This window comes from Actinomadura madurae, assembly GCF_047130825.1.
In the GTDB taxonomy this organism is placed as follows: domain Bacteria; phylum Actinomycetota; class Actinomycetes; order Streptosporangiales; family Streptosporangiaceae; genus Spirillospora; species Spirillospora madurae.
This window is the reverse complement of record NZ_CP083237.1, coordinates 4,589,453-4,605,292: the sequence shown is the minus strand read 5'-3', so window position 1 is coordinate 4,605,292 and position 15,840 is coordinate 4,589,453. Positions and strand designations below refer to the sequence as shown.

Annotated in this window: 10 protein-coding genes and 1 other RNA gene; 8 read left to right on the top strand and 3 right to left on the bottom strand. The window is 70.5% G+C overall.

All coding sequences use genetic code 11. The features are described from left to right. The first annotated feature begins 22 nt into the window (after positions 1–22). Positions 23–4,864 carry an NAD-glutamate dehydrogenase gene (locus K8Z49_RS20720; RefSeq protein ID WP_075020751.1) on the top strand — a complete coding sequence of 1,614 codons (4,842 nt, stop codon included), beginning with the start codon at positions 23–25 and terminating at the stop codon, positions 4,862–4,864. A 513-nt stretch (positions 4,865–5,377) separates the two neighbouring features. Here K8Z49_RS20720 and K8Z49_RS20715 read toward each other — a convergent pair. Both K8Z49_RS20715 and prfB read right to left on the bottom strand, forming a co-directional pair. Next, complete coding sequence (locus tag K8Z49_RS20715) at positions 5,378–6,358, bottom strand: hypothetical protein (protein WP_412520360.1); 981 nt, start codon at positions 6,356–6,358, stop codon at positions 5,378–5,380. Positions 6,359–6,484: 126 nt separating this feature from the next. Next, entirely contained in the window at positions 6,485–7,594 is a 1,110-nt protein-coding gene (gene prfB, locus K8Z49_RS20710) for a peptide chain release factor 2 (protein WP_412520358.1), read from the bottom strand. 148 nt (positions 7,595–7,742) lie between these two features. Here prfB and K8Z49_RS20705 point away from each other — a divergent pair, with 148 nt between their 5' ends. Then, positions 7,743–8,807, top strand: coding sequence for a hypothetical protein (locus tag K8Z49_RS20705; protein ID WP_021597773.1), 1,065 nt, complete (start codon positions 7,743–7,745; stop codon positions 8,805–8,807). A gap of 45 nt (positions 8,808–8,852) precedes the next feature. On the opposite strand, the gene K8Z49_RS20700 is transcribed toward K8Z49_RS20705, so the two are convergent. Continuing rightward, positions 8,853–9,038 (bottom strand): hypothetical protein, encoded by a 186-nt coding sequence (locus K8Z49_RS20700; RefSeq protein WP_024934343.1) that lies wholly within the window; start codon positions 9,036–9,038, stop codon positions 8,853–8,855. 409 nt (positions 9,039–9,447) lie between these two features. On the opposite strand from K8Z49_RS20700, the gene ftsE reads away from it, so the two are divergent. The 6 genes from ftsE to ssrA all read left to right on the top strand — a co-directional run bounded on the left by ftsE (position 9,448) and on the right by ssrA (position 15,590). Further along, complete coding sequence (ftsE, locus tag K8Z49_RS20695; protein WP_021597771.1) at positions 9,448–10,137, top strand: cell division ATP-binding protein FtsE; 690 nt, start codon at positions 9,448–9,450, stop codon at positions 10,135–10,137. Positions 10,138–10,272: 135 nt separating this feature from the next. Beyond that, positions 10,273–11,178, top strand: coding sequence for a permease-like cell division protein FtsX (gene ftsX, locus K8Z49_RS20690; protein ID WP_021597770.1), 906 nt, complete (start codon positions 10,273–10,275; stop codon positions 11,176–11,178). A gap of 56 nt (positions 11,179–11,234) precedes the next feature. Then, complete coding sequence (locus K8Z49_RS20685) at positions 11,235–12,449, top strand: S41 family peptidase (protein WP_024934344.1); 1,215 nt, start codon at positions 11,235–11,237, stop codon at positions 12,447–12,449. A 31-nt stretch (positions 12,450–12,480) separates the two neighbouring features. Then, positions 12,481–12,972 carry an SsrA-binding protein SmpB gene (gene smpB, locus K8Z49_RS20680; RefSeq protein ID WP_021593035.1) on the top strand — a complete coding sequence of 164 codons (492 nt, stop codon included), beginning with the start codon at positions 12,481–12,483 and terminating at the stop codon, positions 12,970–12,972. 54 nt (positions 12,973–13,026) lie between these two features. Further along, positions 13,027–14,910: a penicillin-binding transpeptidase domain-containing protein gene (locus K8Z49_RS20675; RefSeq protein ID WP_024934345.1), complete on the top strand. Its 1,884-nt coding sequence runs from the start codon at positions 13,027–13,029 to the stop codon at positions 14,908–14,910. Between the two features lie 307 nt (positions 14,911–15,217). Continuing rightward, positions 15,218–15,590: a transfer-messenger RNA gene (gene ssrA, locus K8Z49_RS20670) on the top strand. Positions 15,591–15,840: the final 250 nt, after the last annotated feature.

The window sequence follows — 15,840 nt, the reverse complement described above, 5'->3', positions numbered from 1 at the left end:
AGGGTCACTAGGGGAGTTGTCGATGAGCGGCATGCTCGATCAAGCGAAGGACGACCTGCTCCGGCGGGCGGCTGAAACGTGCGCGCAGCGCCCGGGAGCGCGCGGCGGGGACGTGGAGGAGGCCTTCGCCTACCTCCGGCTGTACTACCGGAACGTCGCCCAGGAGGACCTCCAGGCGCGCGACCCCGCGGACGTCTGCGGTCCCGCGATGGCGCACCGGGCCCTCGGCGAGGAGCGGCCGCAGGGGCGCGCGAAGGTGCGCGTCTTCACGCCGACGCTGGAGGAGTACGGCTGGGACCCGGGGCACACGGTCGTCCAGGTCGTGACGGACGACATGCCGTTCCTGGTCGACTCGGTGACCATGGAGCTGACCCGGCACCAGCTCGCCACCCATCTGATCGTCCACCCGCTGCTCGGCGTGGACCGCGACGTCGCGGGGCACCTGAAGGCCTTCCGCGGCAAGCTCGACTCCGACGACGACGTCGACGAGTCGTGGATGCACATCGAGGTCGACCGCACCAGCGACCGGGCCGTCCTGGACGAGCTCGAACGCGACCTGCTGCGCGTCCTGCACGACGTGCGGGTCGCCGTCGAGGACGAGCCGAGGATGCGCGCCCGCGCCCACGAGATCGCCACCGAGATCCAGGAGACCCCGCCGCCGCTGCCGGAGAAGGAGCTCGCCGACGGCGTCGAGCTGCTCGACTGGCTCGCCGACGGCCACTTCACCTTCCTCGGCTACCGCGACTACACGCTCACCGGCGACGGGACGGCGCTGCGGCCCGAGCCCGGCACCGGCTTCGGCATCCTGCGCAACGACAAGCGCGAGTCCGACAGCTTCGCCGCGCTGCCCCCGGAGGTCCGGGAGAGGGCGACGGAGAAGCAGCTCCTGGTGCTGACCAAGGCGAACTCGCGGTCGACCGTCCACCGCCCCCTGTACCTGGACTACATCGGGGTCAAGAAGTTCGACGCGGACGGGCGGGTGATCGGGGAGCGCCGGTTCCTCGGCCTGTTCACGCACGTCGCCTACAGCGAGTCGATCGCGCACGTCCCCGTCCTGAAGGCCAAGCTGGACGAGGTGCTGGAGCGCGCCGGGTTCACCAGCGACAGCTACGACGGCCAGGACCTCATCGAGATTCTGGAGAGCTACCCCCGCGACGAGCTGTTCCAGATCTCGGTGGACGACCTGCTGCAGATCTCGCTCGGCGTGCTGCGGCTGCGGGAGCGCCGCCAGCTGAAGCTCTTCCTGCGCAAGGACATGTACGGGCGCTTCATGTCCTGCATGGTCTACCTGCCGCGCGACCGCTACACCACCAAGATCCGGCTGCGCATCCAGGACCTGCTGAAGGAGGCGTTCGACGGCGTCAGCGTCGACTACAGCGCGAACGTCACCGAGTCGATCCTGGCCCGGCTGCACGTCGTCGTCCGCGGCGAGCGCGGCCGCCCGCTGCCGGACGTGGACGTCGCCGAGCTGGAGAGCCGCCTCGCCACCGCCATCCGCTCCTGGGAGGACGACCTCGGCGACGCGATCGTCGAGCAGTGCGGCGAGGAACGTTCCGGGACGCTCGCCCGCACGTACGGGGAGGCGTTCCCCGAGGGCTACAAGGCCGACTTCCCGGCCCGCACCGCGGTCGCCGACCTGCGCCGCCTCGACGAGCTCACCGAGGACGCCGACACCTCGATCAACCTGTACGAGCCGTACAGCGCGGCGCCCGGCGAGCGGCGGCTGAAGATGTACCGGCTGGGCGAGCCGATCTCGCTCTCCCGGATCCTGCCGCTGCTGCAGAACATGGGCGTCGAGGTCGTCGACGAGCGGCCGTACGAGATCCGCACGTCCGACGGCCGCCGGTTCTGGATCTACGACCTCGGGCTGCGGTACGTGCCGCCGGAGAACGTCGCCGAGGAGGCCATCAAGGAGCTGTTCCAGGACGCGTTCACCGCGCTGTGGCGCGGCGACATCGAGAACGACGGGTTCAACGCGCTGGTCCTGCACGTCGGGCTGACCTGGTGGCAGTCGATGATCATGCGCGCCTACGCCCTCTACCTGCGGCAGATCGGCACCACGTTCTCCAAGCGGTACATCGAGCAGGTGCTGCTGCGCAACGCCGCCATCACCCGGCTGATCATCCGGCTCTGGGAGAGCCGCCTCGACCCGTCCCTGGCGGGCGGCGAGGAGGAGCGCAGCGCCGGCATCACCGAGGAGATCCACGGCAAGCTGGACGAGGTCGCGAGCCTCGACGAGGACCGCATCCTGCGCGCGTACCTGGCGCTCGTCCAGGCGACCCTGCGCACGAACCACTACCAGGGCAAGCCGTACCTGGCGATGAAGTTCGACCCCGAGCGCATCCCCGACCTGCCGCTGCCGAAGCCGACCTACGAGATCTTCGTGTACTCGCCGAGGGTCGAGGGCGTGCACCTGCGGTTCGGGACGGTCGCGCGCGGCGGGCTCCGCTGGTCCGACCGCCGCGAGGACTTCCGCACCGAGATCCTCGGCCTGGCGAAGGCGCAGGCGGTGAAGAACACCGTCATCGTCCCGGCGGGCGCGAAGGGCGGCTTCGTCGGCAAGCAGCTGCCCGACCCGGCCGCCGACCGGGAGGCGTGGCAGCGGGCCGGCATCGCCTGCTACAAGGACTTCATCTCCGGGCTGCTCGACCTGACCGACAACCTCGTGGACGGCAAGGTCGTCCCGCCGCCGAACGTCGTCCGCCACGACGGCGACGACACCTACCTGGTCGTCGCCGCCGACAAGGGCACCGCGACGTTCTCCGACATCGCCAACGGCGTCGCCGCCGGGTACGGGTTCTGGCTCGGCGACGCGTTCGCGTCCGGCGGTTCGGTCGGCTACGACCACAAGGGCATGGGCATCACCGCCCGCGGCGCCTGGGAGTCGGTGAAGTACCACTTCCGCGCCCTCGGCAAGGACGTCCAGAACGAGGACTTCACCGCGGTCGGCATCGGCGACATGTCCGGCGACGTGTTCGGCAACGGGATGCTGCTGTCGGAGCACACCCGGCTCGTCGCCGCGTTCGACCACCGGCACATCTTCGTCGACCCCGCCCCCGACTCGGCCGCGTCGTTCGCCGAGCGCCGCCGCCTGTTCGAGCTGCCGCGCAGCAGCTGGGCCGACTACGACACCGCGCTGATCTCCAAGGGCGGCGGCGTGTTCCCCCGCACCCTCAAGTCGATCAAGGTCACCCCGCAGATGGCGGCGGCGCTCGGGATCGAGGACGGGGCGAAGGCGCTCACCCCGCACGAGCTGATCCGGGCCGTGCTGAAGGCGCCGGTCGACCTGCTGTGGAACGGCGGCATCGGCACCTACGTCAAGTCGTCCGTCGAGAACAACGCCGACGTCGGCGACAAGGCCAACGACCCGGTCCGCGTCGACGGCGGCGAGCTGCGCTGCAAGGTGGTCGGCGAGGGCGGCAACCTCGGCGTGACGCAGCTCGGCCGGATCGAGTTCGCCCGCGGCGGCGGCCTGATCAACACCGACTTCATCGACAACTCCGCCGGTGTCGACACCTCCGACCACGAGGTCAACATCAAGATCCTGCTCGACCAGGCGGTGCGGGACGGCGAGCTGACCGGCAAGCAGCGCGACGGCCTGCTCTACGAGATGACCGAGGAGGTCGGGCGGCTCGTCCTGCGCGACAACCACGGGCAGAACGTGGTGCTCGCCGCGTCCCGCGCGCAGGCCCCCGCGATGCTGCACGTCCACGCCCGCTACCTGCGCAAGCTGGAGCGCGACGGCCGGCTGAAGCGGCGCCTGGAGTTCCTGCCGGACGACAAGGCGCTGGCGGAGCGGCGGCAGTCCGGGCTGGGGCTGACCAGCCCCGAGTTCTCCGTCCTGCTCGCCTACGACAAGCTCACGCTGGACTCGCAGATCGTCGCGTCCGACCTCCCCGACGACCCCTACCTGGAGTCGTGGCTGGTCGAGTACTTCCCGACCCCGCTGCGCGAGCGGTTCCGCTCCTACATGGACCGGCACCCGCTGCGCCGCGAGATCATCACGACCGCCGTGGTGAACGACCTGGTCAACGCGAGCGGCTCCACGTTCGTGTTCCGGATGAACGAGGAGACGGGCGCCTCCTCGCCCGACATCGCCCGCGCCTACCTGGTCGCCCGGGACGTGTTCGAGATGCCGCGCTTCTGGCGGTCGGTGGAGGCCCTGTCGGACCAGGTCGCGCAGTCCACGCAGATCGCGATGCTGCTGGAGGCCCGCAAGCTGACCGAGCGCGCCGCGCGCTGGCTGCTGCACAACCGGCGGCCCCCGTTCGACATCCGGGAGACGATCGACTTCTTCGGCGGCGGCGCGACCACGCTGAGCGGGCACCTGTCGAAGCTGCTGGTCGGGCTGGACCTGGCCGCGTTCGAGCAGCGCCGGGACGGCTTCGCCGAGCTGGGCGTGCCGGACGAGCTGGCCGAGCAGTGCGCGACGTTCGTCGCCGCGTACTCCGTCTTCGACCTCGTCGGCATCGCGCACGACGCGGGTCGCCCGGTGGAGGAGGTCGCCGAGGTCTACTTCGACCTCGCGGACCGCCTCCAGCTGTCCCGGCTCCGCGAACGCATCATCGCCCTGCCGCGCGACGACAAGTGGCGCTCGATGGCCCGCTCCGCGCTCCGCGACGACCTGTACGCGGCGCACGCGGCCCTCACCCGGGACGTCCTGCTCACCAGCGAGCCGGGCGGGCAGCCGGAGCAGCGCATGATCCACTGGGCGGAGAAGAACAAGCCGGCCGTCCAGCGCGCCCAGCAGACGCTCAGCGAGATCTGGGAGAGCGACAGCTTCGACCTCGCCACCCTGTCGGTGGCGCTGGGCGCGATCCGCACCCTCGTCACGGCCAGCTCCCTTCCGAGCAAGGACGCCTGACCGTTCGCGTCTCCCTGGTCTCAGCGCGCTGAGACCAGGGAGACCGACTCGCCCAGGACACGCCCTTTACCGGACGGCGGAGCGTAACCGATCACCAGCCACTGCCACGTCGTGCGCAGGGTTCCGGAAGGCTTATCGCCTTTCTCGGCCAGATGGTCGCGAAGCTCGGCCGGAAGGGGCGACACGTCGCCGCTGGTAAGGAGCATTTCCTGTTTCCCGGACGCGTGACTGACGGGCGCCTCCAGCGCCCCGTAACGGCGTCATGCCGAATCCGCACGTCCCCCGAGGTAATGGCCTCGTTATGCCGCTCGGTCCACTCCAGCGCCACCCGCGCCACGCCGCGTAAGCCCCACCCCACGGACGAAATGTCGGCCTTGTTCGCACCGGTGTCGAGCACCGTGCCGGTGTCGAACTCCGTGCCGGTGGCCGGCCCCGCCCCGTGGATACCGCCGAGTGCCAGTGGGTCCCGCTGCAGCGGTCAGAAGCGCGAGACCCACCGGCACCCGGCGGGGTTCAGGAGCCCTGGGCGGCCACGGCCTTGCGGTACATGCCGCTGACCGTGGCACGGCCCTTCGGCGGGACCGTGGCGAGGTACTGCACGAGGACGGTCGTGTCCATGCGCGTCGTACCGGCCTTGGCCGGGGCCAGCCCGACGAGGTCACCGCTCACTGCCAGCCTGCCCCGCTGGGACGCGGAGTACGCCTCGCTCTGTTGCAGGATGTACCAGACGACCGCTCCGCGGTCTTTGGTGCGGAGCGCGTAGACGTTGTAGCGGGCGGGGGAGAAGCGGGACGAGAGCGTGACACCCCGTCCCGCCAGGACCTTCTCGCCCTGCTTGAGCGCCTTGTACGTCTCGCTGGTCTTCGCCCCGTCCGCCAGGGCGGACGTTCCGGGCGCGCCCGGCCCGTTCGTGAGCAGCGCCGCGTGCGCCTGGGGCAGCTTCGACGGCGCGACCGCGAGGCCCTTCCCGTCGGGGCTGACCGGGCTGGCGTATCCCTCCGGATCGAGCGCGACGCGGCTGAGCGCGGCGTCCGACGGGTACGGGTCGGCGGTCAGCAGCCACGGCGCCCCCTGCCTGGCCTGCGTGAACAGCAGCGCGTGCCGCAGCGACCGCTTGCCCTGGCCGCTGACGGCGTCGGCGGCGAACCAGCGCGGATAGCCGGTCAGCCGCGGGATGTAGAACGTCGGGTTCGCGAACGCCAGCTTCGGCGGGCGCTGGCGGACGCTGCGCCGCAGCTTGAGCGCGGCGACGTCCATGGACAGCTGCGGGTCGGCCTCGACCGAGCGCAGCGCCTTCCCGCTGAACCTGCGCCCCGCCTGGTTGACCCCGGCGGCGAAGGACGTGAGCACCTGCTGCGCCTGCGCCTTGGTGAGCGCCGGCGTCCCCTGCGGCTTCCCCGAGGCCGCGGAGGTGGAGTTCCCGGAGCAGCCGGCCGCCGCGGCGGCGGCGAGCAGGCCGGGTATGAGGATCGGAACGAGCGTGCGTACGGCCATTGAGGCCCCCCGAATGGCGACGGTGATCCGGACCACACGGAATCCTCGCAGAGTGACCGAGCAGTCACTCTATGAACACGAAATTAGACCGGAAAAGCCGCCGGGGACGCCCGGCGCGGGACGAGGTCAGGCGCTCTCCTGCTGGCGCAGCCAGCGGATCTCCGCCTCGATGAACTCGTCGATGTCGCCGTCGAGGACCGCGCTGGGGTTGCCGGCCTCGACGCCGGTCCGCAGGTCCTTGACGATCTGGTACGGGTGCAGCACGTAGTTGCGGATCTGCGTGCCCCAGCTCGTGGTGCCCTCGCCGCGGAGCTTGGAGAGCTCCTCGGCCTCCTGCTGCCGCTTGCGCTCCAGCAGCTTGGCCTGCAGCACGTTCAGCGCCGTGGCCTTGTTCTGCAGCTGGCTGCGCTCGTTCTGGCAGGACACGACGATCCCGGTCGGGAGGTGGGTGATCCGCACCGCGGAGTCGGTCGTGTTGACGCCCTGGCCGCCGGGGCCGGACGACCGGTACACGTCCACGCGCAGGTCGCTCTCGTCGATGTCGACGTGGTCGCTCTGCTCCACCACCGGGACGACGTCCAGGCCGGCGAACGACGTCTGCCGGCGGCCCTGGTTGTCGAACGGGGAGATCCGGACCAGCCGGTGCGTCCCGTGCTCGCCGCGCAGCGTCCCGTAGGCGTAGGGGGCCTTCACCGTGAACGTGGTCGACTTGATCCCGGCCTCTTCGGCGTAGGACGTCTCGTAGACCTCCGTCGAGTAGCCGTGCCGCTCGGCCCAGCGCAGGTACATCCGCTGGAGCTGCTCGGCCCAGTCGGCGGCGTCCACCCCGCCGGCCTGCGCGTTGATGGTGACCAGCGCCTCCCGGGCGTCGTACTCGCCCGACATCAGCGTGCGGACCTCGAGCTGCTGGACGGCCTTGTGCAGCGACGCCAGCTCCTCGTCGGCCTCCGTGCGCGTGTCGGCGTCGTCCATCTCCCGGGCCATCTCGTACAGCGTGGCCGTGTCTTCGAGGCGCTGCCGCAGGCCCTCGACCCTGCCGAGCTCGCTCTCCAGATACGACAGGCGGCGCGTCACCGTCTGGGCGCGCTCCTGGTCGCTCCACAGGTCAGGGTCGGCCGACTGCTCGCGCAGCTCGGCGATGTCGCGGCGCATGCCGTCGAGGTCCAGCACCTGCTCGATGCCGGAAAGTGCCGAGCCGAGCTCCTTGAGCTGCTCTTCGGGTTCGATGCCTGCCACGGTCCGAGCTTATCGCCGTCCCGGCACTGCTTATCGCGATCCGGGCGGCGCCCGGCCGCCGGACCAATATCATGAGGATGGCAGAATCACGGGCCGAGGTGGTCGGCCGAGGACGGCCGGCCCTGAGTTCGGTCCGGGGGACGGGTCTTTGCACAGGTTCCTGCGGGTGGTCGCGGCCGGGTCGCTGCTCATCCCGCTCACCGTCGCGGGCTGCGCCGAAGGCAGGACGGAGGCGCGGCCCACCGTCACCATGCCCGAGACGTCCCCGCCGGACCCCGTGCCGCTGACCCCGCAGGTCGCGGAGAACGCGTTCCGCACCTACGTCACCGACGAGGACGTGGCCCGGACGGCGGGCGACGAACGGCTCGCGCTGACCTGGACGTCCGACGGGCAGTCGCAGCTCACCGCGGCCGAGTTCCGGAAGGCGGCCTACGACGGCGACCCCGTGCGGCGTTTCGTCTACGGCAGGCCCAAGATGTACGTGCCGAAACTCAAGGACGCCGCCTATCCGCAGTGGTTCGTGGCGTCGGTCGACCGTTCCGTCCTGGGCAAGGCCAAGAGCAAGCGCCGGGTGCTGATGGCGTTCATCCTGCGCGGCGCGTCCGACCACTGGAAGCTCACCCTGGCGACCGTCCTGCAGGAGAAGGCCAAGGAGCCGAAGGTCTCGATCGATGCCGACGGGTACGCGACGGCGCTCAGCACGACCGACCCGTCCCTGCTGATCCGTCCCCGCGACGTCGGCGGGATCCAGGCGACCATCGCCGCGGAGGGGCCGGGCAGTGTCGCGGCGAAGGTGATGAAGTCCAACGCCGTCACCACCGGCTTCTACCAGGACGCCAAGCGCGCCAGGAAGAAGGCGAAGAAGAAGGACCTCACGCTCCAGACCGTCTACACGGCGACGCCGTTCCCCTACTTCGGGCTGCGGACCGAGCACGGCGGCGGGCTGGTCGTCTACTCCCTGTTCCGCACCACCTCGCTCGTCGCCAAGGACCCGGAGACGCCCAAGCCGGAGATCCCCGAGGAGGCGGAGCACCTGCTCGACGGGACGGTCGAGGGGAACGAGGTCGACACCACCTCGACCCTGCACTTCGCGGCCTACGACCCGCCGAAGGGCGACAAGGACGACAAGGACGACGACCGGCCGAAGGCGCACATGATCGCCGACGACGGCGCGGTCACGAAGGCCGCCACCCCGCCGATCAAGAAGCCGTGAGGCCGTGAGGCCGTGACCGCCGGGGGTGCGGCCGGTCGGGTGCGGTCAGCCGTAGACGCGCTGGAGGACCAGCGCCACGAAGAACAGCGCGACGAGCCCCGCCAGGACGAGCGCGGGCGGCACGGACGAACCGTGGCGGTGCAGCTCCGACCGGGCCTCGCGGCAGGTGGGGCAGCGCCCCTCCACCACCGGGTTCGAGCATCGAGCGCAGATCAGATGTTCGCAGCTCATGTCGTGGGCCCCAATCTCCGTCAGCGGCGCGCGGGCCGTGCGGGAAGCGTCGGCCTGTCTGGTCGTCGGTCCACCTATTAGGTATCTTTCGCCTTCATCCAGCGTAGCCGGACTGTATGGTCATTCAGGCAAGTCCGGGACCTTGAAGGTATGAAACGGCCGGACGTCGGGAGACGGTTCACATGGCACTGATCGGACGTCACGCACTGATCGGACGCAGTGTCGGCCCCCGGCGCCCGTACCACGCCGAGTGGGACGAGGTGGTCGCCTCTCCCCTCTACACTGCTCGAAGGCTCCGCGTCCCACCTGGCCGTGAAGCCGGGCGGCGCAGGCATGAGACCACGGACCCCTCCGTGGCCGCGGGCCGGCCCGCTCCCCAACCCCTACAGCGAACCGCCGTGATGCAGCCGTGATCCATTTCGACAACGTCACCAAGGTCTATCCGAGCCAGAACCGGCCCGCCCTGCAGCATGTGAACGTCGCCATCGAGAAGGGCGAGTTCCTGTTCCTGGTGGGGCCCTCCGGCTCCGGTAAGTCGACCTTCCTGCGCCTCATCCTGAAGGAGGAGCGTCCTTCCCAGGGTCACGTGCACGTGGCGGGCAAGGACCTGAGCAGGCTGAGCAACTGGAAGGTGCCGCACCTGCGCCGCAGGATCGGCTGCGTCTTCCAGGACTTCCGCCTCCTGCCCAACAAGAACGTCTTCGAGAACGTCGCGTTCGCCCTCGAGGTGATCGGCAAGCCGCGGCGCTTCATCGGCAAGGTCGTCCCGGAGGTCATCGACCTCGTCGGCCTGGAGGGCAAGGCCCACCGGATGCCGGACGAGCTGTCCGGCGGCGAGCAGCAGCGCGTCGCGATCGCGCGGGCGTTCGTCAACCGGCCGATGATCCTGCTGGCGGACGAGCCGACGGGGAACATCGACCCCGCCACCTCGATCGGCATCATGAAGGTGCTGGACCGCATCAACCGGACCGGCACCACCGTCGTCATGGCCACCCATGACGCCGCGATCGTCGACGCGTTCCGCAAGCGCGTCGTCGAGCTGGAGGACGGCCGCGTCGTCCGCGACCAGTCGCGCGGCGTGTACGGCCAGGCGTACTGACCATCTGAACCATCGGTTCCCGCCCGGTCGTACGACACCTGGAGGGCCCGATCCGGGAAGCGGGAGCCACCCGCGCCGCACCGCGCGGCCGCCCCGGGCTTCCGTGGAACAACAGGCGATCAAGGACAGCGAGGCATGCGCGTACAGTTCGTTCTCCAGGAGATCTGGATCGGTCTCCGCCGGAACATGACGATGACGATCTCCCTCGTCATCACCGTCGCCATCGCCATGGCGCTCTTCGGCACCGGGCTGCTCCTGCGGGAACAGGTCCGCGCCTCCAAGAGCTACTGGTACGACAAGATCGAGGTGTCGATCTTCCTGTGCGCCAAGACGAGCTCCAACCCCGTCTGCCAGAAGCAGGACGTCAGCGACCAGCAGCGGCAGACGCTCAAGGCGCAGCTGGAGAAGATGCCGCAGGTCTCCAACGTCCAGTACGAGACCAAGCAGCAGGCCTACGAGCGGTTCAAGGACCGCTTCTCCGGCTCCCCGGGCTTCGTGGAGAGCACCCGTGAGGGCGACATCCCCGACTCGTTCCGGGTGAAGCTGAAGAACCCGGAGGAGTACAAGGCGGTCGCGCAGGCGATGCTGAACCAGCCGGGCGTCGATTCGGTGATCAACGAGCAGGAGATCCTGAAACGGTTCTTCCGGATCCTCAACGGCCTGCAGGTCGCGGCGCTGACGATCGCGTTGATCCAGGTGGTCGCGGCGGTGATGCTGGTCGGCAACACGGTCCGGCTGTCGGCGTTCAACCGGCGCCGGGAGACCGGGATCATGCGGCTGGTCGGCGCGTCCAACACCTATATCCAGATGCCCTTCATCCTGGAGGGCGCGATCGCCGGCCTGATCGGCGGGCTGTTCGCGTCCGTGCTGCTGGTGTTCAGCAAGAAGCTCCTGGTCGACAGACTCGCGGGGGACGTCCAGCTCGTCAGCCAGCTCGGCTGGAGCACGGTCGTCCTCGTCATCATCGTGTCGATCTGCTTCGGCGTGCTGCTCTGTGCCGTCTCGTCGTTCCTGACGCTGCGCAGATATCTGAGAATCTGACGTGGTGACCGGATCCGGCGCAACTGCCGGATCCGGCCCAGCCGGCGGCCCTACACTTGCCGCATGACCCCCTCCGCGTCCGCGCCGAGCCCGTGTCTCCGCTGATCAGGCGGCGCGGGAGCCTGCTGCGCGGGGTCGCCGTCGCGGCGGCGATCTGCTGCGCGTACGGGGCCGGGGTGGTGAGCGGCTCGGGCTCCGAGCGGCACGCGGCCGTCGCGGGCGGCGGCTCCGTCCTGGACGAGGCCGCGACGAAGATCGGCGGTCGTGCCGCGAAGCCCGTCGAGCGCGGCGACCTCGACCGCGCCGCGATCGAGGGGATGCTGCGCCGCCTCGGCGACCGGTGGGCGCACTACTACCCGGCCCGGGAGTACGACGACGTCGAGGGACGGCTGACCGGCCGCTACAGCGGCGTCGGGCTGTGGCTCGGCGCCGGTGACCGCGGCTCCCGCGTGCTGGTCGCCAGCGTGCAGCCGGGCGGCCCCGCGGCGCGTGCGGGCGTGCGGGCCGGAGACGTCATCACCGGCATCGGGAACGCGTCCGTGGCGGGCTGGGACATCTCCCGCGTCGCCGGGGCGTTACGCGGACGTCCGGACAGACCCGTCGAACTGACCGTGCGGCGCGAGCATCGAACCAAGCGGTTCCACCTTGTCCGCACACCGGTGTCTGGAGGAGACGTCACCGTGACCGATCTTCCCGACCACGCGCAGATGATCCGGGTCGGTGCCTTCACCCGCGGCACCGGGCGGGACGTCCGCGCCGCCGTCACCGGGCGGTCCCCCTCGGAGCGCTCCGAGGGCGGCGTCCTGCTGGACCTGCGCGGCAACCCCGGCGGCCTCCTGGACGAGGCCGTCGAGACGGCGTCGGCGTTCCTGCGCGCGGGCCCCGTCGTGACGTACGAGCCGCGCGGCGCGCCCGTCCAGCGGCGCGCGGTCACCGCGCCCGGCGACGCGCGGACGCCGCTCGTCGTCCTCGTCGACGCCGGCACCGCCAGCGCGGCCGAGATCGTCGCGGGTTCCCTGCGCGACCGCGACCGCGCGGTGATCGTAGGATCGCGTACATACGGGAAGGGATCGGTCCAGGAAACCCTCAAGCTCGCCGACGGCTCGGCGATCGAGCTGACCGTCGGTCGCTACCGCACCCCGGGCGGCCGTAGCCTCGACGGGGTCGGGATCGAACCCGACGTGGCGGTCTCGGCCGATCGCCCTCCCGCGGAGGCCGAGCAGCGCGCCCGGGCGGTGCTGCGCGGTCTGCGAGCGGCACAGCCGGACTAGGAACGACGACCGCCGGACAAGGACGGATGACGTGGCACGGGACACCGGGCGGAAGAAGGACACCGGGCGGAAGATCATCGCCCAGAACAAGCGCGCCCGCTACGACTACCACGTCGACGACACGTGGGAGGCGGGCATGGTGCTCATGGGCACCGAGGTGAAGGCGCTGCGCGCCGGCCGCGCCTCCCTCGCCGACGGCTACGCGCACGTGCGGGACGGCGAGGTGTGGTTGGAGAACGTCCACATCCCCGAGTACACGCAGGGCACCTGGACGAACCACGCGCCCCGCCGGCGCCGCAAGCTGCTGCTGCACCGGCGCGAGATCCAGAAGATCATCGCCAAGTCGGAGGAGCCCGGCTGGACGCTGATCCCGCTGTCCCTGTACTTCAAGGACGGCAAGGCCAAGATCGAGATCGGGCTGGCCCGTGGTAAGAAGACCTACGACAAGCGCCAGGCGATCGCCAAGCGGGAAGCCGAGCGGGAGATGCAGAAGGCGGCGGCGGCCCGGTTCAGGAGACGGTGAAGGGTGTCGATGACGATCCGAGGCCGGCGTAGGGCCCGCGGCGGGGCCCCGGTCATGCAGCGTCCGAGTACCCGGCGCCGGGCGGTCGCGCTGACGGCCTGCGGCGCCCTGGTCGGAACCATGACGACGGGATGCTGGGCCGAGCCGTCCGCGATGCCGGCCGTGCGCGACTTCCTGATCGCCTGGCAGGTCGGCAACTACGAGGCCGCCGCCGGGCGGACCGTCGGCGGCGACCGGCAGCAGATCGAGGACGCGCTGAGCCGCGTCCGGCAGCAGCTCGACGCGGCGTCCCTGCGGCTGTCCCTCGGCACCGAGGTCCAGGGCTCCAGCGTCGACCAGATCGTCAAGAAGGGCGACGAGGCCGACGCCCGCTTCACCGTGAAGATCGACCTCGGTGAGAACGGGCAGCCGTGGCAGTACCCGGGCCTGATGCACCTGCGCCGCGTCGGCGGCAAGTGGAAGGTCGTCTGGAGCCCGTCCATCATCAACACCAAGCTGAAGCCGGGCCAGCGGCTCGCCGTGGTGACCGAGACGCCGAAGCGCGCCCCGATCACCGACACGCAGGGCCGGTCGGTGATGCGCGAGACCGGCGCCTACAACATCGGCGTGTTCCCCGGGCAGCTCGCCGACCCGCAGAAGACCCTCGACCTGCTCGCCAAGCAGACCAAGATCGACGGTGGCCGGCGGCTGGACGCCGAACGCCTCCTCGGCCGCGTCCGGTCCGCCCCGCCGCAGACGTTCCTGCCGCTCCTGACGCTGCAGGTCCCCACGCACAACGCGCTGATCCAGCGGCTCGCCAACGTCCCCGGCCTGCGGCTCCAGGGCGTCCGAGCGCCGATCATGCCCGCGTACGCGCCCGAGCTGGTCGGCAGCCTCGGCCCCGCCACCGCCGACCGGCTCCAGCAGGTCGGCGCCCCCTACCAGCCGGGCGACACGATCGGCGTCAGCGGCATCCAGCTGCTCCAGCAGCGCCGCCTCGCCGGGACGCCGACCGTCCGGGTCGTGGCCCAGGACGAGTCGGGCGAGAGTACCGAGGAGCTGCGCTCCTGGCCCGGCCAGGAGCCGCAGAAGGTCCAGACGACGCTCGACCCCGGCTACCAGCGGCGGGCCGACAACGCCCTGCGGAACCTGCGGCTCCCCGCGTCCATGGTGGCCGTGCGCCCGAGCACCGGCGAGGTCCTGGCCGTGTCCAACCACGGGACGGACGGCCGCAACCTCGCCTTCGAGGGCCATTACCCGCCCGGCCTCACGTTCGGCATCGTGTCCGCGCTGTCGCTGTTCTCCCAGGGCGGCATGAAGCAGTCCACCGAGACCACCTGCCCCGCCTCCGTCACCGTCGGCGGCAAGACGTTCACCAACCAGGCCCGCCCTGACGGCAGCTTCGCCAACCACTTCGCCGCGTCCTGCAAGACGACGCTCGCGCAGCTCAGCAGCAAGGTGGACGCCCAGGCCCTCCTCCGGGAGGCGTCCACGCTCGGGATCGGCAAGAACTGGAATCTCGGCGTCCCCGCCTTCACCGGCTCCGTTCCGGTGCCCGCGAACGACGGCGACAAGGCCGCGGCCATGGTCGGCGAAGGCGCCGTCCAGGTCAGCCCCCTGGCGATGGCCATGGTGGCCGCCGCCGCGTACAGCGGCACCTGGCGGCCCCCCTACGTCTTCAAGGAGCCGTCCACGACCGCCCAGGCGCCGCAGGCCCAGAGCCCCCCGTCCGAGTCCATCTCGAACCTCAAGAGGACCCTGGGCCGCACCGCGTCCCGCGGCAACGCCCGCGGCGCCCGCGTCTCCGGCGGTGTCGCCGCCCTCGCCACCTACACCGAGGGCGGCCGCGAGAAGACCGTCTCCTGGTTCGTCGGCTCCAGCGGCGACCGCGCCTTCGCCATCGCCGTCGAGGGCGCCGTCAACACCCCCGCCATCGCCGCGAGGTTCCTCGGCGGATAGGGCTTTGTGAGCTCTTTACGACCCGGACGCAACCATCCCGTGCCCTCCGGGCGTCTTTACGGGTGACTGAGACTCCGCTTGGGGGGTTGCGGACTCAGTCGCCGTGATGAGACCGGAGCCTCGTCTCGGGGGAGGCTCCGCCGTCCGGACCGGCCCGACCCTGCCGGTCGACCCCGGTGGGCGCGACACCGTTCGCACCCACCGGGGTTCACGTGTGCCGCCGGGGAATCCGATTGCCCGCCCGCACGTTATGCTTGTACCGTCATCGTGCGGACGTCCCCGGACGCTCGCTTTGACAACTGAACATGGGGGTGACCGGCTTCGACTTCGGTCGTTCGAGCCAGGGGAAGCGGGTCGAGGGTTGCTGTCGTGACCTCGTAAATCCTGTGACAGCAAACCAATAACTGCCAACAAGAAGCAGTCCGAGTTCGCCCTCGCCGCCTGAGCGAGGAGTGAACTCTGTCAGCCCGGGAGCGTCTCCGACCCGGGGTCTGGCATCGTAAGGAGACTCCACCTGCCGGCCCGGTCGCGGGGCCGGTAGGGACACCCAACAGCGACTGAGCCCGTCGGCGACACGCCTGCGTGAGCGCCGGGGCTGAGAAAACGCCAAGCAGGCTGCACCCGGAGAAGCCCTGACCCATCACCGAAGGACGCGGGTTCGATTCCCGCCACCTCCACGAGTGCGCTTGATGGCCTCCGGCCATCTGCGCCAAATCCGCACTGTCCATCTGGGGGGCGACCCCCAGACCCCCGATGTGGGGGCCTCCGCCCCCACGCCCCCCTCCCGGCCGATGTGGCGGGTCAACGGTGGGCGAAAGATCGTCGCGAACGGCGGCGGCACTGCCTGAAAAGGCAGCGCCGCCGCCGTTCTGCTGTGCACCCCTGTAAGCGTTGATGACGGTCGCGCACGGTCTGTGGTGACGCGCTGGA

Coding starts and splice junctions, on each gene's coding strand:
- ftsX (WP_021597770.1), top strand. CDS start 10,273: ATGCGCGTACAGTTCGTTCTCCAGGAGATCTGGATCGGTCTCCGCCGG.
- K8Z49_RS20720 (WP_075020751.1), top strand. CDS start 23: ATGAGCGGCATGCTCGATCAAGCGAAGGACGACCTGCTCCGGCGGGCG.
- K8Z49_RS20715 (WP_412520360.1), bottom strand. CDS start 6,358: ATGGCCGTACGCACGCTCGTTCCGATCCTCATACCCGGCCTGCTCGCC.
- K8Z49_RS20675 (WP_024934345.1), top strand. CDS start 13,027: ATGCAGCGTCCGAGTACCCGGCGCCGGGCGGTCGCGCTGACGGCCTGC.
- K8Z49_RS20700 (WP_024934343.1), bottom strand. CDS start 9,038: ATGAGCTGCGAACATCTGATCTGCGCTCGATGCTCGAACCCGGTGGTG.